Below are 22381 nucleotides of genomic sequence, written 5' to 3'. Positions count from 1 at the left end.
CGCCCGGACAGGTGGTCTAGCTTGTTGTGTGTTCCCGGTCACACGGGAACACACGATCGAACGGGGGTCCGATCGCGGCGCCGCACGCCCGGTGGCGCCGGGGTCGCCCCTCGCACGCGATGTCGGGGGACACACGCCGATCACGGCCAACAACATCGCTTTCGGAGGGGACATGTCGCTGCGACACCGTCGTCCGCAGATACCGGCCGGAGCTTTTCCACTGTCGTCCGCGCAACGGGCGATCTGGTTCGCGCAGCAGCTCGCACCCGAGGTACCCGTGTGCATCGCGCAGTATGTGGATCTGCACGGTGTGCCGGACCTGGATCTGCTGCGCCGCTGCGGGTATCGCGCCGGTGCCGAGTTCCAGTCCGCCTATCTGCGGGTCGTCGACGTCGACGGCGAGCCCGTCCAGTACGTCGACCCGACGGTCGAGGAGCGCAACAAGATCCCGCTGCTCGACTTCCGCGCCGAACCCGACCCGATGGCGGCGGCACACGCCTGGATGACCGCCGACTACGCCACCCCGGTCGATCTGGCCACCGACCTGCTGGTGAACATGACGATCCTGCGGGTCGCCGACGAGCGGTTCCTCTGGTACGCCCGCATCCACCACGTCGCCCTCGACGGGTTCGCGGCGATGACGATGGTCAACCGGATCGCCGCGCTGTACACCGCGGAGGTGCAGGGCCGCGAACCCGAACCGTCCCGCGCCGCCGACCTGCGCGCCCTCTACGACTGGGACCGCGAGTACCGCACCTCCGAGCGCTACCGCACCGACCGCGACTACTGGATCGATCGGGTCGCCGGACTCGAGGACGGCTCCACCCTGGCCCGGCGCGACGCCCCCACCGCCGCGGTGTCGCTGCTGTCGAGCCGCACCCTGCCCGACGCACTCGTCGACGCCCTGACCGCCGTGGACGACGAGCCCGGCCTGTCGTCCACGGCCGCGGTGGTCGCGGCGTTCGCGTGCTATCTGGCCCGCATGACCGGCCGCGACGACGTGATGATCAACCTGCCGGTCTTCGCCCGCACCACCGCCACGGCCCGCCGCTCCGGCGGCATGCTCGTCAACACCGCCCCGCTGCACATCTTCCTCGAGCCGGGTGACACCCGCACCGATCTGGTGCGACGGGTGCAGCTCGAGCTCACCGGGGCGCTGCGGCACCAACGGTTCAGCCTCGAGGACATCCGCCGCGAGACCGGCGCGGCCGGCGACCCGTACCGCTATGCCGGGCCGATGGTCAACGTCATGCTGTTCCGGCAGGAGATCGTGCTCGGCGACATCCGCGGCGAATTCCACATCATGACCTCCGGTCCCGTCGAGGACCTGCTGGTCAACATCTATCAGAGCGGCGACCCGGCCCGGACCTACCTCGACTTCCGCGGCAACCCGCACCGCTACGACGAGGACGAACTGCGCACCCACCACGATCGGTTCGTCGACCTGCTCGGCGACTTCCTGCGCAGCGCACCCGACCGTGCGGTCACCGCGATCCATCCGGCCAGCGTGACGCTCGCGGCGCAGCGTCGCCGCGCCGCGGCCACCGCCGGCTTCTGGCGCACGGTGCTCGCCGATGCCCCCGAGCGGCTGGAGCTGCCCCGCCCGGTCACCGCGCCCGGCACCGACACCCCCGCCGACGTCGAGGACCGCTTGGCGGTGACCGCCGCGGCGCTCGCCGCGCGTTTCGCCACCGCCGAGGGCGGCGCCCCGGACATCACGGTCGCCGCGGTGCTGCACGCCGCGACCGCGGTGCTCACCGCCCGGCTGACCGGCCACGACGACGTCCTCGTCGGCCTCACCCACGACGGTGTGGTGCTGCCGCTGCGCGTCCGTATCGACCCGGCCGAACCCTTCGCCGAGCTGGTGCGCCGCGTCCGCACCCTCGGCACGGACCTCATCGCCCACGCGGACGTCGACCCGGCCGTGCTCGCCTCCCTCGCCCCGTCGGTCCCGGTGGTGCTGTCCCTCGACGACCCCGTCCCACCCGCCGTGCTCGCGGACGCGGCGATGCCCACGGCCGCGGACGCGGCGATGCCCACGGCCGCGGACGCGGCGTCGCCCACGGCTGCGGACGCGGCGTTGCACGTGGCGATCGACACCACCGACACCGCCCTGCGGGTCCGCACCGGCTACCGGCCCGACCAGGTGGACGCGGGCACCGCCACCACCACCGGGCGGCGGCTCGGCCGCGCCCTGACCGCGGTGCTCACCGAGCCGCACCTGCCCGCGGGGGACCTGCCGTTCATCGGCGGCGACGAGGTGGCCGGGCTGGTCCCCGCCCACGGTGACCCAGCCCGCTCCGCGCAGACCCTGCCGGAGATCCTGTGCGCGGTCGCCGCGGTCGTGCCGGACACCGACGCGGTGGTGTGCGAAGGCCGGCGCCTGACCTACGGCGAACTCGACGCCTGGTCCAACCGGCTCGCCCGCGTCCTCGTCGCCGCCGGTGCCGGCCCGGAGACATTCGTCGCCGTCGGTATCGCGCGTTCCCTCGAATCGGTGGCCGTGATCTGGGCGGTCGCCAAGTCCGGGGCCGCCTTCGTGCCCGTCGACCCGAACTATCCGGCCGAACGCATCGAGTACATGCTCACCGACTGCGGTGCGATGCTGGGTCTGACCACCGCCGCGCACCGCGACATCCTGCCCGACACGGTGCCCTGGCTGGTCCTCGACGACCCGGACCTCGACGCGCGGATCGGGCAGGCGAGCGCCGACCCGGTCACCGACGACGACCGACCGGTCACGCTGCTGTTCGACCACCCCGCCTACCTGATCTACACCTCCGGCTCCACCGGCCGCCCCAAGGGCGTGGTGGTCCCGCACCGCGGCCTGGCGAACCTGTCGGCGACCCTGCACACTCGCCTGGCCCCGCCCCCGGCGGCGCGGGTGTCGCATTTCTCCTCACCGAGCTTCGACGCCTCGATCTTCGAGTACATGACCGCCTTCGGCATCGGCGCGACCCTCGTGGTGGTGCCCGCCCACATCTACGGCGGCGACGAACTGGCCGCGCTGCTGCGCCGCGAACACGTCACCCACCTGTTCTCCACCCCCGCCGCGCTGGCGTCGGTCGATCCGACCGGCGTCGAGTGCGAGGCGGTCACCGTCGCGGGGGAGACGTGTCCCCCGGAGCTGGTGGCGCGCTGGGCACCCGGCCGGCGCATGTACAACGCGTACGGGCCCACCGAGACCACCATCGTCTGCAACATCACCGACCTGCTGGTGCCGGGACAGATCGTCACCATCGGCCACCCGGTGTGCGGCATCGACGAACTGATCCTCGACGGCCGGCTGCACCCGGTGCCCGCCGGAGTGGCCGGGGAACTGTACATCGCCGGACCGGGGGTGACTCGCGGCTATCACGACCGTCCCGGCCTGACCGCCACCCGCTTCGTCGCCGATCCTTTCGGTCCGCCCGGATCCCGCATGTACCGCACCGGCGACGTCACCCGCTGGCGCAGCCCCGACCCGCGTCATCCCGCCCACGCGGTGACCGTGGAATATCTGGGCCGCTCCGACTTCCAGGTCAAGATCCGCGGTTTCCGCATCGAACTCGGCGAGATCGACGCCGCCCTGAGCGACCGGCCGGACGTCGCCTTCGCCGTCACCCTCGGCCGCGCCGCGCCCTCCGGTGAACAGATGCTCGTGTCCTACGTGCTCCCCGACGCCGGCTGCACCCTCGACCCGGAGCGGCTGTCCGCGGCGCTGGCGGAGCGGCTGCCCGCCCACATGGTGCCCGCCGCGATCGTCGTGCTCGACGAGATCCCGCTGACCGCCGTCGGCAAACTCGACCGCAAGGCGCTGCCCGAACCGGTCTTCGGCGGCGCCGGCGGCGCGGCGATGTCACCGACCGAGACCGCCCTCGCCGCGATCTTCGCCGACCAGCTCGGCGTCGCCGAAGTCGGCGCCGACGACAGTTTCTTCGAGCTCGGCGGCAACTCGCTGGTCGCCACCCGGGTGGTCTCGCGCATCAACGACGCCTTCGGCACCGATCTGGGGGTGCGGGCGCTGTTCGAGGCCCCCACCGTGCGGGCGCTGGCCGCGAACCTGCCCGCCGGTGACGACCTCGACCGGCCCGCCCCGACCCCGGTGCACCCGCGCCCGCACCCCGTCCCGGTCTCCGCCGCCCAGCAACGCCTGTGGTTCGTCGACCAGCTCGACCCGGCCTCCGCCGCCTACAACATCCCGGTCGCGCTGCGGTTGCGCGGCGACCTCGACCACGCGGCGCTGATCGCGGCGACCACCGATGTGCTCGACCGGCACGAGGCGCTGCGCACCGTCTACCCGGCCACCCCCGCCGGACCGATCCAGCAGGTGCTGCCCGTCGACGCGCTCGCCGTGGACCTCACCCCGACCACCACCGCCGATCTCGACGCCCACGTCGCCGCGGTGGTCGCGGCCGGCTTCGACGTCACCGTCGACCCGCCGCTGCGGATGCGGCTGTTCCGCGTCGCCGCCGACGAGCACGTGCTCGCCGTGGTGGTGCACCACATCGCCGCCGACGGGGCGTCGCTGGCGCCGCTGGCCCGGGATCTGGTCACCGCCTACGCCGCCCGCGCCGCCGGCACCGCCCCCGACTGGGCGCCGCTGCCGCTGCAGTACGCCGACTACACCCTGTGGTCCGCCGAGCTGCTCGGCGACCTCGACGACCCCGCCTCCCGCGCCGCCCGGCAACTCGACCACTGGCGCGGGATCCTCGCCGGCGCCCCCGACCTGCTGGCGCTGCCCACCGACCGGCCCCGCCCGCCGCAGCAGTCCTTCCGCGGCGCCGACGTCGACGTCGAGATCGATCCCGGGCTGTACGGGCGGATCCGGCAGCTCGCCCACGCCCACACCGCCACCGAGTTCATGGTCGTGCACGCCGCCCTCGCCGTGCTGCTCGCCCGCCTGTCCGGCGGCGACGACATCGTCGTCGGCAGCCCCGTCGCCGGGCGCAGCCACCCCCACCTCGACGATCTGGTCGGCATGTTCGTCAACACCGTCGCGCTGCGCACCGCGGTGCCCGCCGAACTGTCCTTCGCCGAGTTCCTCACCGCCGTGCGCGACACCGACCTGGCGGCCTTCGCGCACACCGACCTGCCGTTCGACCGGCTCGTCGACGCGGTGGTGCCGGCCCGCTCGGCGGCGTACTCGCCGCTGTTCCAGGTGATGCTCGCCTTCGCCGACACCACCGGCGCCCACCTGACCCTGCCCGGCCTCGACGTCGACATCGCCGAGATCGACACGCACACCACCAAGTTCGACCTGCATCTGCAGCTCGGTGCGGTCGCCGACGAGACCGGCCGCACCACCGGGCTGCGCGGGGCCCTGTCCTACGCCACCGACCTGTTCGACCACACCACCGCCGCCGCGATCGCCGCGCGGCTCGTGCGACTGCTCGAGACGGTCACCGCCGACCCGGCGGTGCCCGTCGGCGACGTGGATCTGCTCACCGCCGACGAACGCCGCACCGTCCTCGAGGTGTGGAACGCCACCACCGCCGACACCGGGCCGCTCACCACCCTCGGGGCGGTGTTCGCCGCGCAGGTCGCCGCGACCCCGCACACCCCGGCCGTCACCGTCGACGGCCGCACCCTCGGCTACGCCGAATTCGACGCGGTCACCAACCGGCTCGCCCGGCGGCTGCTGCGCGCCGGCGCCGGACCCGACCGGGTGATCGCCCTGGCCGCCCCGCGCTCCCTCGACCTGCTCGTCGGCATGTACGCGATCGTCAAGAGCGGCGCCGCCTATCTGCCGCTCGACCCGGAGCATCCCGCCGAGCGGCTGCGGTACGTCCTGGGCACCGCCGCCCCGATCGCGGTGCTCACCACCGGCGACGTCGCCGCCGCGCTGCCGGACACCGGCGCGGCGGTGCTGCGGATCGACCGGCTCGATCTCGACGACGAATCCCCGGCGGCCCTGACCCCGGCGGAGCGGCCCGAACCGACCGGCGCGCATCTGGCCTACGTGATCTTCACGTCCGGCTCCACCGGCCGCCCCAAGGGGGTGGCGGTGCCGCACGCGGCGATCGTCAACCGGCTGCGCTGGATGCAGCACACCTATCCGCTGTCGGCGGCCGACACGGTGGTGCAGAAGACCCCCGCCACCTTCGACGTGTCGGTATGGGAGTTCTTCTGGCCGCTGCAGGTCGGGGCGCGGCTGGTCGTCGCCGCCCCCGGCGGGCACCGCGATCCCGGCTATCTGCTGCGGCTGTTCACCGAGCAGCGGGTCAGCGTGGCGCATTTCGTGCCGTCGATGCTCGCGGTGTTCGTCGACGCCCTGCGTAGCGCCCCGACCGGCGGCGGGTCGCTGCGGCACGTGTTCGCGTCGGGGGAGGCGCTGCCCGCCGAGACCGCCGCGACGCTGCGGGAGGCGCTGCCGCACACCGCCCTGCACAATCTGTACGGGCCCACCGAGGCCGCGGTGGACGTCACCGCCTGGACCACCACCGACACCGACCAGGGGGCGGTGCCGATCGGCCGGGCGGTGTGGAACACCCGCACCTATGTGCTCGACGCGCGGCTGCATCCGGTGCCCGCCGGCGCCGCCGGCGAACTGTATCTCGCGGGGATCCAGCTCGCCCGCGGCTATCTCGACCGCCCCGCCCTGACCGCCGACCGGTTCGTCGCCGACCCCTTCGGGGTGCCGGGCGAACGGATGTACCGCACCGGGGATCTGGCCACCCGCCGCGCCGACGGTGCCCTGATGTACTTGGGGCGCACCGACTTCCAGGTCAAGATCCGCGGTCTGCGCATCGAGCTCGGGGAGATCGAGCAGGTGCTGCGCGCCCGCGCCGAGATCGGGCAGGCGGTGGTGCTCGTCCACCACGGCGCCGACGACCGGCTCACCGGCTATCTCGTGCCCGCCCCGGGCCGCAGCATCGACACCGTCGCGGTCACCGCCGCCCTCGCCTCCCGGCTACCGGATTACATGGTGCCCGCCGCCCTCGTCGTCCTCGACGCGCTGCCGGTCGGCCCCAACGGCAAACTCGACCGGGCCGCGCTGCCCGCCGCACCGGCCGCCACCGCCACGGGCGGCTACCGGGCGCCGCGCACCCCCACCGAACAGCTCGTCGCCACCGTCTTCGCCGACCTGCTCGGCGTCGGCCCGGTCGGCGCCGACGATCACTTCCTCGACCTCGGCGGCACCTCCCTGCTCGCCATGCGTGCCGCGGCGCGCCTGGCCGCGGACACCGGCAGCGACCTCGGCATCCGGGAGATCTTCGATCATCCGGTGGTCGCCGATCTCGCCGCCCAACTCGACCAGCCGGACCGCGCCGGCGCCGGCCGCGGCGCGCCCGTGGCCGGGCCACGACCCGACCCGATCCCGCTGTCCCCGGCGCAGCAACGCATGTGGTTCATCAACCAGTTCGACACCACCTCCCCGGCCTACAACATCGCCGTCGCCCTGCGGCTGTCCGGCCGGCTCGACCAGGCGGCGCTGCACCACGCCATCGGCGATGTCGTCACCCGGCACGAATCGCTGCGCACCCGCTATCCGCTCACCGACGACGGGCCCGTGCAGGTCGTGGTGCCCGCCGCGGCCGCCGTCCCCGACCTGGTCGTACTCACCGCCGACGACGGCACCGAGGTCGACGACACCGACCTCGACAGCCGGCTCGCCCCGATCCTCGCCGCCGGTTTCGACGTGGCCACCGAGATCCCCATCCGCATCCGGGTGCTCGCGTTGTCCGAGGACGAGCATGTGCTCGTGCTCGTCGCCCACCACATCGCCGCCGACGGTTTCTCCATGGCGCCGCTGGCCCGCGACGTCATCGCCGCCTACAGCGCCCGCCACGACGGGCAGATCCCGCAGTGGGCGCCGCTGCCGGTGCAGTACGTCGACTACACCCTCTGGCAGCGCCGGGTGCTCGGCGACGACACCGACCCGACCTCGCTCGCCGCCGAACAGCTCCGGTTCTGGCGCGACGCCCTCGACGGCGCCCCCGAACTGCTCGAACTGCCGCTGGACCGGCCCCGCCCGGTGCAGCCGACGCGGCGCGGAGCCCGCATCCCGTTCACCCTCGACGCCGCCGCGCACCGCCGAGTGCTCGACATCGCCCGCGCCCACGACGCGTCGGTGTTCATGCTGGTGCACGCCGCGCTGACGGTGCTGCTCGCCCGGCTGTCCGGCAGCGACGACATCGTCGTCGGCACCCCCGTCGCCGGTCGCGGCCACCGCGCCCTCGACGACCTGGTCGGCATGTTCGTCAACACCGTGGTGCTGCGCACCCGGCTGGACGACGACGAACCGTTCACCGCGCTGCTCGACCGCATCCGCACCGGCGACCTGACCGCCTTCGGGCACACCGATGTGCCGTTCGAGCGGCTCGTCGAGATCCTCGACCCGCCCCGCTCGACCGCCTACACCCCGCTGTTCCAGGTGCTGCTCGAATTCCAGGACACCGAACGCCCCGAACTCGTATTGCCCGACCTGACGGTGCGCGCCCTCGACCCCGATCCGACGCTGGCCCTGTTCGACCTGCAATTGTCCATCGCCGAAAGCACCGACGCCGACGGCCCCGCCGGCATCCGCGCCTCCTTCACCTACGCCACCGACCTGTTCGACGCCGACACCGTCGCCTCGTTCGCCGACCGCTTCGTCCGGATCGTCGAGGCGATCACCGCCACCCCCGACGTCCCCGTCGGCAGCATCGACATCGTCACCGACCGGGAACTGGCCGACCTGACCCCGGCGCGCGGCCTGCCGCCGGTCTCCCCGCAGCTGTGGCCGGAACTGCTCACCTCGGTCGCCGCGATCCTGCCCGACGCCGTCGCCCTGCGCTTCGCCGACCGGCAGATCACCTACGCCGAACTCGACGCCTGGTCCACCCGCCTGGCGCGGCTGCTGGTCACCGACGCCGCCGCCGGACCCGAAACCGTCGTCGCCCTCGCGCTGACCCGCTCGCTCGAATCGGTGGCGGTGGTGTGGGCGGTGACCAAGACCGGCGCGGCCTTCGTGCCCGTCGACCCCGCCTACCCACCGGAACGGGTGAGTTACATGCTCACCGACAGCGCCGCCGCCCTCGGCATCACCACCGCCGCACACCGCGCCGCGCTGCCCGGGGAGGTGCCGTGGCTGGTGCTCGACGACCCGGCCGTGGCCGACCGCATCGCCGCAGCGGACGCCGCCCCGATCACCGACGCCGACCGCACCGCCCCGCTGCACTTCGACCATCCGGCATACCTGATCTACACCTCCGGCTCCACCGGCCGCCCCAAGGGTGTGGTCGTCACCCACCGCGGCATGACCAACCTCAACGCCGAGGTGCGCAGCCACTTCACCATCACCCACCACGCCCGCGTCTCGCACCTGGCGTCGCCGAGCTTCGACGCGTCGATCTTCGAGTTCACCAAGGCGTTCTGCGCCGGCGCCACCCTGGTGATCGTGCCGCCCGACGTCTACGGCGGCGACGAACTCGCCCGGCTGCTGCGCGAGGAGAAGGTCACCCACGCCTTCATCACCCCCACCGCGCTGGCCTCCCTCGACCCCACCGGACTCGACGACCTCGAGGTGCTCGTCGTCGCCGGTGAGGCCTGCCCACCGGAGCTGGTGGCGCGCTGGGCCCCGGGCCGCCGCATGTTCAACGGCTACGGCCCGTCCGAGGCCACCATCGAAACCAGCGTCAGCCCGCCCCTGCGGCCCGGGCACACCGTCACCATCGGCGCCCCCGCCGTCGGTTTCCACCAGGCCGTCCTCGACGACCGGCTGCGGCCCGTCCCGGTCGGAGTGGCGGGGGAGCTGTACATCGCCGGACCGGGGGTGGCCCGCGGCTACCACCGGCGCCCCGACCTGACCGCCGCCCGCTTCGTCGCCGACCCCTACGGCAACCCCGGCGAACGCATGTACCGCACCGGTGATGTGGTGCGATGGCGGCACGACGGCACCGTCGAATATCTCGGCCGCTCCGACTTCCAGGTCAAGGTCCGCGGCTTCCGCATCGAACTCGGTGAGATCGACGCCGCCCTCACCGCCCACGACGCGATCGCCTTCGCACACACCATCGGGCACACCGCCCCCAGCGGCGACACCGTGCTGGTGTCCTATCTGCTGCCCGAACTCACCGACGGCGCCGCCGCGGAGATCGATCCGCGGGCGCTGCGCGCCTGGGCCGCGGCCCGGCTACCCGGCCACATGGTGCCCGCCGCCGTCGTGCTGCTCGACGAGCTGCCGCTGACCCCGGTCGGCAAACTCGACCGCCGCGCCCTGCCGGTGCCCGACCTGACCCGCCTCGGCGGCGACTACCGTGCCCCGAGCACCGACCTCGAAGCCACCGTCGCCGAGATCGTCGCCGAGGTCCTCGGCCACCCCCAGGTCTCCGTCGACGACAACTTCTTCGAGCTCGGCGGCAACTCCCTGATCGCTACCCGCGTCGTCGCCCGCCTCAACGCCGCGCTCGGCACCGACGCCGGGGTCCGCGCCCTGTTCGAGGCCCCCACGGTGCGGGCGCTGGCCGCGCGCATCCTCGACGACCACGGCGGGCACGGCCGGGTACCGCTTGTCGCCGCCGAGCGCCCCGACCGGCTGCCGCTGTCCCCGGCGCAGCAACGCATGTGGTTCGTCAACCAGTTCGACACCACCTCCGCCGCCTACAACATCCCCCTGGCCATCCGCCTGTCCGGCCGCCTCGACCTCGTCGCGCTCACCGCGGCGGTGCGCGACGTGCTCGACCGGCACGAGAGCCTGCGCACCTGGTATCCCGGCGACGACCACGGCCCGCGGCAGGTGATCGTGGACACCGACCGGGTGCTGCCGGCCCTGACGGCCCGGCCGGTCACCGCCGACGCGTTGCCCACCGAACTCGGCGAGTTCGTCGGCGCCGGTTTCGACGTGGCCGCGGCGGTGCCGGTGCGGCTGCGGCTGTGGCGCCTCGACGACAGCGCGCATGTTCTGGCGGTGGTGGTGCATCACATCGCCACCGACGGCTCCTCGATGGCGCCGCTGGCCCGCGACCTGATGCTCGCCTACACCGCCCGCACCACCGGGGCTGCCCCCGAGTGGGTGCCGCTGCCGGTGCAGTACGCCGACTACGCGCTGTGGCAACGCCGGCTGCTCGGCGACCCGGACGACCCGCAGTCCCTCGCCGCCGCCCAGCTGCAATTCTGGCGCGACACCCTCGCCGACGCCCCCGCGCTGCTGCCGCTGCCCACCGACCGGCCCCGCCCCACCCAGCGCAGCTTCCACGGCGCGCTGCACCGCTTCACCGTGCCCGCCGCCGTGCAGCGGCGACTCGAGACGCTGGCCGCCGAACACGACACCACCGTGTTCATGGCTGTGCACGCGGCGTTCGCGGCGCTGCTGGCCCGCCTGACCGGCACCGCCGACATCGTCATCGGCTCCCCGGTCGCCGGTCGCGGCCACCGCGCCCTCGACGACCTGGTCGGCATGTTCGTCAACACCGTGGTGCTGCGCACCCCCGTCGACGGCGCCCTGTCGTTCACCGACCATCTGCACCGCACCCGCGAGATCGACCTCGCGGCCTTCGGCCACACCGAACTGCCCTTCGAGACCCTCGTCGACGTGCTCGCCCCGGCCCGCGAGACCGACCGGTCCCCGCTGTTCCAGGTGGTCCTCGAATACGGCAACAGCGAACCGGCCCGGCTCGTGCTGCCCGAGCTCGCGGTCGACGCCCTCGACCCGGAACTACCCGTCGCCAAGTTCGACCTGCAGCTGACCCTGCAGAACACCGACCCCAGCGCGGCCGGGGAGACGGACGGGATGCCCGCGGCGTTCACCTACGCCACCGACCTGTTCGATCCCGCCACCGTCGCCTCGTTCGCGCAGCGGCTGGTGCGGCTGCTCGACGCGGTCACCGCCGACCCGCACCGCCCGATCGGCGACGTCGACCTGCTCACCGCCGACGAACGTCCCGCCGCCCCGACCCCGCTGCGACCGGCTCCCGGCACCCTGCTCGATCTGTACGCGCGCGGCGCCGGTGTGGACCCGGCCGCCACCGCGGTCACCGCTCCGGACGGCGCGTTGCGCTACGACGAACTCACCGACCGGGTGCAGCGGCTCGCCCGGCTGCTCGCCGAGCACGGCGCCGGCCCCGACCGGCTCGTCGCGGTCGCGCTGCCCCGCGGCACCGACCTGATCGTCGCGTTGCTCGCCGTGCTGCACAGCGGCGCCGCCTATCTGCCCATCGACGTCGCGTTTCCGCCGGATCGGCTGGCGTACATGTTCGACGACGCGGCCCCGGTGTGCCTGCTCACCACCGCCGAGCACGCCGCCGACCTCCCACCGCACACCCCGCCGATCGTGGACCTGCAGGACCCGGCCGTGCGCACCCTACTCGCCGAAATGCCCACCGGCGGAGACGAATTGCCGCGCGTGCATCCCGATGCGGCGGCCTACGTCATCTACACCTCCGGGTCCACCGGCCGCCCCAAGGGTGTGATGGTGCCGCACCGCACCGTCGTCACCCTGCTCACCGACACCGCGCCGATGTTCGACTTCGACGCCACCGACGTGTGGACGCTGTTCCACTCCTACGCCTTCGACTTCTCGGTGTGGGAACTGTGGGGGGCGCTCGCCCACGGCGGCCGGCTCGTCGTCGTCGACTACCACACCGCCCGCAACCCGCAGGACTTCCTGGCGCTGGTGCGCCGCGAAGGGGTCACCGTGCTCAACCAGACCCCGACCGCCTTCTACCAGCTGATCGACGCCGACCGCGTCGCCGCCGCCGACCTGCCGGCGCTGCGCTGGGTGATCTTCGGTGGGGAAGCCCTGGACTTCGCGCAACTCGACCGCTGGTACCGGCGCCACGACGACACCGCCCCGACGCTGGTGAACATGTACGGCATCACCGAGACCACCGTGCACGTCACCGCCCGCACCATCACCCGCGACCTCGCCGCGACCGCCGCCGCCAGCCTGATCGGGGCGCCGCTGCCGTCGCTGCGCCTGCACATCCTCGACGACCGGCTGCATCCGGTACCCACCGGGGTGATCGGCGAACTGTACGTCTCCGGTGCCCAGCTGTCCCGCGGCTACCTGCACCGCCCCGATCTGACCGCCACCCGGTTCGTCGCCGACCCGCACGGCACCCCCGGCGACCGGCTCTACCGCACCGGCGATCTGGCGCGCCGCACCCGCGACGGCGAGATCGAATATCTCGGCCGCGCCGATTTCCAGGTGCAGCTGCGCGGCTTCCGCATCGAACTCGGCGAGATCGAGGCGGTGCTGCTGCGCGCCCCCGGCGTCGCCCGCGCCGTGGTCGTCGTGCACACCGACGACACCCTGGGCAGCGCCGAACGCGCCGGCACCGCCGGCATCGAGCGTCTGATCGGCTACGTCGTCCCCGAGACCGGGCACGAGCTGAACGTCGACCTCGTTCTCGAGCAGGCCGCCGGGGAGCTCGCCGCGTACATGCTGCCGTCCACCCTGGTGGTGCTCGACACGCTGCCGGTCACCGCGACCGGCAAACTCGACCGGCGTGCCCTGCCCGCCCCCGACTTCGCCGCCCGCACGACCGTCTCCCGCACCCCCGCGCGCGGCCCCGAAACCGCGCTGGTCGAACTGTTCGCGCAGGTCCTGGGTCTGCCCACGGTGGGGGTGGACGATTCGTTCTTCGCCCTCGGCGGCGACTCGATCATGTCCATCCAGCTGGTCTCCCGCGCCAAGGCCGCCGGCCTGGACCTGACCCCCCGCGAGGTGTTCGAACACAAGACCCCCGCCGCGCTCGCCGCCGTCGTCGGCACCGCCGCCCCCGCCGAGACCCTCGCGGAGCTGCCCGGCGCCGGGGTCGGCGACATGCCGCTGCCGCCGATCGCGCAGTGGATGCTCGACCGCGGCGGCAGCATCGGCCGTTACTCGCAGGCGCTGCTGCTGCGTCTGCCCACCGGTCTGGACGCGGCGACGCTGCGCGCGATCGTCACCGCCGTCCTCGACCGGCACGACATGCTGCGGGTGCAGCTGCAGCCCGCGCCGGACGCCCCCGGCGGGTACCTGCTGCACGTCCCCGCCCCGGGCAGCGTCGACGCCGACACCGTCATCCACCGGGTGCCGGTCACCAGCGCCGCCGACAGCGACGACTTCTTCGCCCTGGCCGCCACCGAACTCGATGCCGCCGCCGACCGTCTCGACCCGCACCGCGGGCGGGTGGTGCAGCTGGTGTGGTTCGACACCACCAGCGGCGCCGGCCGGTTGCTCGTCGTCATCCACCATCTCGCCGTCGACGGGGTGTCCTGGCGCATCCTGGTTCCCGACCTGGCCGCCGCGTGGGCGGCCGCCACGACCGGCACCGCCGGCACCGCCGGCCGTGGTGCGCTGCTGCCCCCACCCACCGGCACCAGCGTGCGCCGCTGGGCGCACGCCCTCCGCGACGCCGCGCCCACCCGCCGCACCGAACTCGACTTCTGGCGCGGGGTGCTCGACGGACCGAACCCGCCGCTGGGGCACCGGGCCTTCGATCCGGCGCGCGACACCAACGCCACCGTCACCACCCTCGCCACCGCACTGCCCACCGCCGTCACCGAGGCGCTGCTCACCGCCGTGCCCACCGCCTTCCACGGCGCCGTCGACCACGGGCTGCTCACCGCGCTCGCCCTGGCCGTGGCGGCCTGGCGCCGCGACCGCGGCCACGACCCCACCTCGCTGCTGCTCAACCTCGAAGGGCACGGCCGCGACAGCACCGCCGCCGCCGGCGCCGACCTGTCCGGCACCGTCGGCTGGTTCACCACCATCCACCCGCTGCGCCTGGACCTGACCGGCATCGACCTCGACGACGCGCTCGCCGCCGGCCCGGCCGCCGGTCGCGCCGTCAAGACCGTCAAGGAACACCTCGCCGCCGTCCCCGACCACGGCACCGGCTTCGGGCTGCTGCGCTATCTCGACGCCGACACCGCCGCCCGGCTCGCCGACGCACCGGTGCCGCAGATCAGCTTCAACTATCTCGGGCGCCCCACCGCCGGGATCACCGACACCGACACCGCCTGGCTGCCCATCGACGGCTTCCCCCACGGCGGAGCGCAGAGCCCGGACATGCCCGCCGCCGCGGTGCTCGACATCAACGCCGTCACTACCGACACCCCCACCGGGCCGGTGCTCGAGGTGCACTGGTCGTATCCGGCCGGGCTGCTCGACGCCGCCGACGTCACCGCCCTCGCCGGCCATTTCGCCACCGCCGCGACCGCCCTGACCCGGCACACCCGCAGCCCGCACGCCGGCGGCCTGACCCCCTCCGATCTGCCGCTGGTGCATGTGCACCAGGACGTCATCGAACGCCTCGAACAGCGCTACGGGCGTCTGGACACGGTGTGGCCGACCGCGCCGCTGCAGACCGGACTGCTCTTCCACGCCCTGCTCGCCGGGGACCGCCCCGACGCCTACATCGTGCAACTCGTCCTCGACCTGCGCGGCGAGGTCGACGCGAGCCGGCTGCGGCGCGCCCTGCAACTGCTGCTCGACCGGCATCCGGCGCTGCGCGCGGCGTTCCCCGCCGCCGGGGACGGGCACGTGCAGGTCGTCCCCACCCACGTGGAGGTACCGTTCACCGTCGCCGACACCAGCGACGATCCCGACCCCGACGACGCCGCCACCCAACTGCTCGCCCTCGATCGGCGCACCCGCTTCGACACCGAGACCGCCCCGCTGCTGCGCGCGACCGTCGTGCACACCGGCCCGGGCCGGCACCTGCTCGCAGTGACGAACCATCATCTGCTGCTCGACGGCTGGTCCACCCCGGTGCTCATCCGGGAACTGCTCGTGCTCTACGCCACCGACGGGGACCTGCGGGCGCTGCCGCCGGCGCCGCACTACGGCAGTTACCTGAGCTGGCTCGCCGACCGCGACCCGAACACCTCCCTCGACGCCTACCGCCGCGCGCTGGCCGGGGTCGAGGAACCGACCCTGCTCGCCCCGCACCACCGCCCCGGCACCACCGCCGGGATCTCCGAGGACCTCGACCTCGAGTTGGACACCGCCCTGTCGGTGCGGCTGCACGACACCGCCACCGCCCGCGGCATCACCGTCAACACCCTCGTGCAGACCGCCTGGGGAGTGGTGCTCGGCGCGCTCACCGGCCGCACCGACGTGGTGTTCGGCGCGACCGTCTCCGGCCGGCCCCCGCAGGTCCCCGGCATCGAGGCGATGGTCGGGTTGTTCATCAACACCGTCCCGGTGCGCATCACCGTGCGGCCCGACGACACCGTCGGCGCCCTCGTCGACCGGGTCCAGGCCGAACAGGTCGCCCTGCTCGACCACCACCATCTCGACCTGGGCACCCTCGACCGGCACCTCGGTGCCGCCGTGCGCTTCGACACCCTCACCGTCTTCGAGTCGTATCCGGTCGAACGCGCCGGCCTCGACCGCGACACCGACCTCGCCGGCATGCGGGTCGCCGACATCATCGGCCGCGACGCCGCGCACTACCCGCTGTCGGTGGTCGTGCACACCGACACCGCCGTGCACCTGCGCATGAAATACCTGCCGGAGGTCTTCGACCGCGCCGCCGTCGGCACCATCGCCGCGCGCATCACCGCCGTCCTCGACGCGCTCACCGGCGACCCGGCCACCCCCATCACGGCGCTGCCCGCGCTCACCACCACCGAACAGGCCGTGCTGCTGCCGGTGCACGGCCCGGCCGGCGGCAGCGACGCGACCCTGCCGCAGCTGCTCGCCGCCACCGCCGCCGCGCACCCGGACGCGCCGGCGCTGCGCGACGGGCAGCGGGTGCTCACCTATCGTGAACTCGACGACCGCTCCACCCGGCTGGCCCGGGCGCTGCTGCGCCGCGGCGCCGGCCCGGAAACCTTCGTCGCCCTCGGCATCGCCCGCTCCGTCGAGTCGGTGACCGCGATGTGGGCGATCACCAAGACCGGGGCGGCCTTCGTGCCCGTCGACCCGCGCTATCCCGCCGATCGGGTCGCGTTCATGCTCGACGACTGCGGCGCCACCGTCGGGCTCACCACCGCCGCGCACCGCGCGCAACTCCCCGACACGGTGCCGTGGCTGCTGCTCGACGACCTCGACCGCGAGGCCGTGGGGGAGGACATCACCGCGCTCGGCGACACCGACCGCCCGGCCGCGCTGCGCCTGGATCATCCCGCCTACCTGATCTACACCTCCGGCTCCACCGGCCGCCCCAAGGGAGTGCTCACCACCCACCGCAGCCTGGAGAACTTCGCCCGCGACCAGCGCAGCCGCTTCCGCGCCGGCCCCGGTTCACGCGTCATGCACGTCTCCTCGCCGAGCTTCGATGCGTCGATCTTCGAATACCTGCTGGCCTTCGGCACCGGCGCCGAACTGGTCATCGTGCCCCCGCACGTCGTCGGCGGCGCCGAACTCGGTGCCCTGCTGCGCGCGCAGCGGGTCACCCACGGGTTCATCACTCCCGCCGCACTCGCCTCCCTGGACCCGGCCGATCTGACCGCCTTCACCGACCTGGCCGTCGGCGGGGAGGCCTGGCCCGCCGACCTGCAGGCGATCTGGGCGCCCGGCCGGCGCCTCGTCGACGCCTACGGACCCACCGAGACGACCATCATGGCCGCGATCAGCGACCCCCTGGACGTCGACGACCCGCTGACCCTCGGCGGTCCGTTGCGCGGGGTGCACGCCGTCGTCCTCGACGCGGCGTTGCGGCCGGTGCCGTTCGGGGCCGTCGGTGAGCTGTATCTGGCCGGTTGGGGCCTCGCCCGCGGCTATCACGCCCGGCCCGCACTGACCGCCGCCCGGTTCGTCGCCGATCCCTACGGCGCGCCCGGCGAGCGCATGTACCGCACCGGTGACCTGGTGCGGTGGGTCGGCGACCTCGACGCGCAGGATCTGCGCCTCGACTACGTCGGGCGCAGCGACTTCCAGATCAAGATCCGCGGTTTCCGCGTCGAACTCGGCGAGATCGACGCCGTGCTCACCGCGCACCCGAGTGTCGGGTTCGCCGCCACCGTCGCGCACCGCGCCCCGAGCGGGGAGACGGTCCTCGTCGCCCACCTGCACCCCGCACCCGGCGCCGACATCGACCCGGGGTCCGTGAAAACTCATGTCGCCGAGCGACTTCCGTCGCACATGGTGCCCACGGTGATCAGCGTGCTCGACGAGATCCCGCTGACCCCGGTCGGCAAACTCGACCGCACCGCGCTGCCCGCCCCGGACCTGACCTCCGACACCCGCGACCATCTCGCGCCCACCGACCCGCTCGAAACCCTCGTCGCCACCGAACTCGCCGCGGTGCTCGGCCTCGACCGGCTCGGCGTCGACGCCGACTTCTTCGAGCTCGGCGGCAACTCGCTGCTCGCCACCCGCGCCGTCGCCCGCCTCGGCGACCGGCTCGGCCGGCCCGTGCCGGTGCGGGCGTTGTTCGAAGCGCCCACCGTCGCCGCGCTCGCCGCGCACCTCGACGACCGGCCCGCCACCGGCGAGAGCGCCGAACCGGCCGCCGCGGCGACGCTCGGCCCGGTCGCCGGCCCGCGCCCCGAGCACATCCCGCTGTCCCCGGCGCAGCAACGGCTGTGGTTCATCAACCAGTTCGACCCGACCTCCGCGGCCTACAACATCCCCCTGGCCATCCGGTTGTCCGGGCATCTGTCCCCGGCCGCGCTCGGCGCCGCCCTGCACGATCTGCTGGCCCGGCACGAGAGCCTGCGCACCGTCTACCCGGCGTCGGCGGCCGGACCGCACCAGCGCATCCTCGCCGCCGCCGACGCGCCGCTGCCGCTGGACGTGGTGCCCGCCGGGGAGGACACCGTGCACACCGCGATCGCCGATTTCCTCGGCGCCGGTTTCGACGTCACCGTCGACATCCCGGTGCGGGCGCGGGTGTTCGCCTTCGGCCGCGACGACCATCTCGCCGTGCTGGTCGTGCACCACATCGCCGCCGACGGCGGCTCCACCGGCCCGCTCGCCCGCGACCTGATGATCGCCTACGCCGCCCGCAGCCGCGGCGAGACCCCGGCCTTCGGCCCGCTGCCGGTGCAATACGCCGACTACACCCTGTGGCAGCTCGACCGGCTCGGCGACCCCGAGATCCCCGGCAGTCTCGCCGCCGACCAGACCGCCTACTGGCGGGACCGTCTCGCCGGGCTGCCCGAGCTGCTGCCGCTGCCCACCGACCGGCCCCGGCCGCCGCAGCAGTCCTTCCGCGGCGACATCACCCGTTTCACCGTCGACGCCGAGCTGCTCGCCCGGCTGCAGCGACTCGCCGCCGCCCACCACAGCACCGTGTTCATGACCGTGCACGCCGCCTTCGCGGTGCTGCTCGCCCGATTGTCGGGCAGCGACGACATCGCCGTCGGCTCCCCGGTCGCCGGTCGCGGCCATCGCGCCCTCGACGATCTGGTGGGCATGTTCGTCAACACCGTGGTGCTGCGCACCGCGGTGCCCGCCGAACGGTCCTTCACCGAGCTGCTCACCGCGGTCACCGACGGCGACCTCGATGCCTTCGCGCACGCCGATCTGCCCTTCGACCGGGTCGTCGACGCCCTCGCCCCGACCCGGTCGACCGCACACTCGCCGCTGTTCCAGGTCTCGATCGAATTCCACACCGCCGAGCTGCCCGCGGTGGAGCTGCCGCACCTGAGTGTGCACGGCGTCGCGCTCGATCCGGCGGTGTGCAACTTCGACCTCGAACTGCTCGTCGGGGAGAACGCCGAGGGCGGGCTCGACGCCGCCTTCGTCTACGCCACCGACCTGTTCGACGCCGGCACCGTGCGCTCCTTCGCCGACCGCTTCGGCCGGCTGCTGCAGGCGATCGCCGCCGACCCGCACCGCCCGGTCGGTGACCTCGACCTGCTCACCGCCGCCGAACACACCGCGCTCGTGCCCGCCCGCGGACCCGAACCCGAACCGGCCCTGCTGTGGCCGCGGCTGCTCGACACCGCCGTCACCGCCGCCCCGGACACCGTCGCGGTCGTCGACGGCGACCGGCAGGTGACCTACCGTGACCTCGACGCCCGCGCGACCCGGCTCGCACGCGAGTTGCTCGACCGCGGCGCCGGACCCGAGCAGGTGATCGCCCTGGCGATCCCGCGCTCGCTGGAGTCGGTCACCGCGGTGTGGGCGACGGTGCGCAGCGGCGCGGCGTTCGTGCCGGTCGACCCCACCTATCCGGCCGACCGCATCGCGTTCATGCTCGGCGACAGCGCCGCCCGCATCGGCATCACCGTCGCCGCGCACCGCGCCGCCCTGCCCGACGAGGTGGACTGGCTCGTCCTCGACGACCTCGACCTCACCGCCGGGCCCGCCGCCCCGGTCGGGGACACCGACCGGCCGACCCCGCTGCACCCGGATCATCCCGCCTACCTGATCTACACCTCCGGCTCCACGGGCCGCCCCAAGGGCGTGGCGGTCACCCACCGCGGCCTGGCCTCCCTCGCCCGCGAGGAACGCGACCGGCTGCAGGTCACCGCAGCTGCCCGGGTGTCGCATCTGGCGTCGCCGAGCTTCGACGCGTCGATCTTCGAGCAGATGATGGCGCTGAGCGCGGCCGCGACCCTGGTGGTCGTGCCCCCGCACGTCTACGGCGGCGACGATCTCGGTGCGGTGCTGCGCGCGCAGCGGGTCAGCCACGCGTTCATCACCCCCACCGCGCTGGCCTCCCTCGACCCGGACACCGTCCCCGAGCTGCACACCCTGCTCGTCGCCGGGGAAGCGCTGCCGGCCGAACTGGTGGCCCGCTGGGCCGACTCGCGGCGCGTGATCGACGCCTATGGTCCCACCGAGGCGACCATCATGACCTCCCTCGGCGATCCCCTGACGGTCGGTGAACCGGTCACCATCGGCGCCCCCAGCCGCGGTTTCCGCGCCCTGGTGCTCGACGGGCGGCTGCAACCCGTCCCGGTCGGGGTGGCCGGGGAACTGTATGTCGCCGGCCCGGGTCTGGCCCGCGGCTACCACGCCCGGCCCGCGCTGACCGCCGCCCGGTTCGTGCCCGATCCCACCGCCGCGGGGGAGCGGATGTACCGCACCGGTGATCTGGTGCGGTGGACCGCCGATCAGCGCCTCGACTACGTCGGCCGCACCGACTTCCAGATCAAGATTCGCGGGTTCCGCGTCGAACTCGGCGAGATCGACACGGCGCTGACCGCGCACCCGCAGGTGGTCTTCGCCCACACCCTCGGCCACACCGCGCCGTCCGGGCAGGACCTGCCGGTGTCCTACATCCGCCTCGCCCCCGCCGCCGATGTCACCGTGCCGGAGGTGAAAGCCTTCGTCGCGCAGCAGCTTCCGCCGCACATGGTGCCGGCGGTGATCACCGTCCTCGACGACATCCCGCTCACCCCGGCCGGCAAACTCGACCGCGCCGCGCTGCCCACCCCGGAGTTCACCGCCCCCGCCGGGGACTACCGGGCGCCGCGCACCGACCTCGAGCAGCTCGTCACCGACCTGTTCGCCGAACATCTCGGTCTCGACCGGATCGGTGTCGACGACGATTTCTTCGAGCTCGGCGGCACCTCGCTGCTGGCGACCCGGTTGCTGCCCGCCCTCGGTGAGCGACTCGGCCGGCGGGTGCCGATCGCGTCGATCTTCACCCATCCCAGCCCCGCGGCGCTGGCCGCGCACCTGAGCAGCGGCGACACCGGCGCCGACGCCGGCATCGACGACGCCTTCCGGGTGCTCGTGCCGCTGCGCCCCGGCACCGGGCCGGCGCTGTTCTGCATCCATCCCGCGGCGGGGCTGGCCTGGCCGTACGCCACCCTCGCGCACCGGCTCGACGACGAGCGGCCCGTCTACGGGCTGCAACTGCCCGCCCTGTCCGGCGGCCCGCGCCACGACACCATCACCGCGCTGGCCCGCCACTACGTGCGGGAGATCCGCCGGGTGCAGCCGCACGGGCCCTACCACCTGCTCGGCTGGTCCCTCGGCGGGGTGGTCGCCCACGCCGTGGCCGTCGAGCTGCGCCGCGCCGGCGAGATCGTCGACACCCTCGCGCTGCTCGACAGTCACCTCGTCGTCGGGGCGTCCCCGGCCGTGGGCACCCGCGACATGCTGCGAGATCTCGGGCTTCCCGTCGCCGACGGCGAGCCGAGCTTCGAGCACGCCGCCGCGGTCCTCGACGAGGCGTTCGGCGGCGACACCGGCCTGACCGCCACCCACCTCGAACGCCTGCACGCGGGGTCCACCGACACCGCGCGCGCCGCGCGCCGGCACGAACCGGACACCTTCGACGGGGACGCGTTGTTCTTCACCGCGGCCCGCTCGGAGGCCCCGATCCCGGCGGTGGCGGCCTGGCACAACGTGATCGCGGGGGAGATCCACCAGTACCGGCTCGACTGCGACCACCACGAGATGGTCGGGGGCCCCGCGGTCGAGACGATCGTCGCGGTCCTGGCGGCGCGGCTGACCGAGAGCGACGCCGCGTTGCGCCGCTGGGCACGGGGCGAGGTGCAGGTCGCCGCCCGCAACGGGAACCGCCGCCACTGACCCGGAAGAAACATGCATCGGATGCATGGCCGATGATGCACATTATGAGTT

At 73.7% G+C, this 22381-nt stretch carries 1 protein-coding gene; it reads left to right on the top strand.

Going from position 1 to position 22381, the window contains the following annotated elements; all coding sequences use genetic code 11:
* Window positions 1–172: 172 nt before the first annotated feature.
* Window positions 173–22330, top strand: a complete 22158-nt coding sequence (locus GON09_RS04585) for a non-ribosomal peptide synthase/polyketide synthase (RefSeq protein WP_213930792.1) — start codon at window positions 173–175, stop codon at window positions 22328–22330.
* Window positions 22331–22381 lie beyond the last annotated feature (51 nt).

The organism is Rhodococcus sp. B50, from assembly GCF_013602415.1.
In the GTDB taxonomy this organism is placed as follows: Bacteria; Actinomycetota; Actinomycetes; order Mycobacteriales; family Mycobacteriaceae; genus Rhodococcus.
Note: the sequence above shows the minus strand (reverse complement) of the source record. Positions and strands in the feature narration are given on the sequence as shown.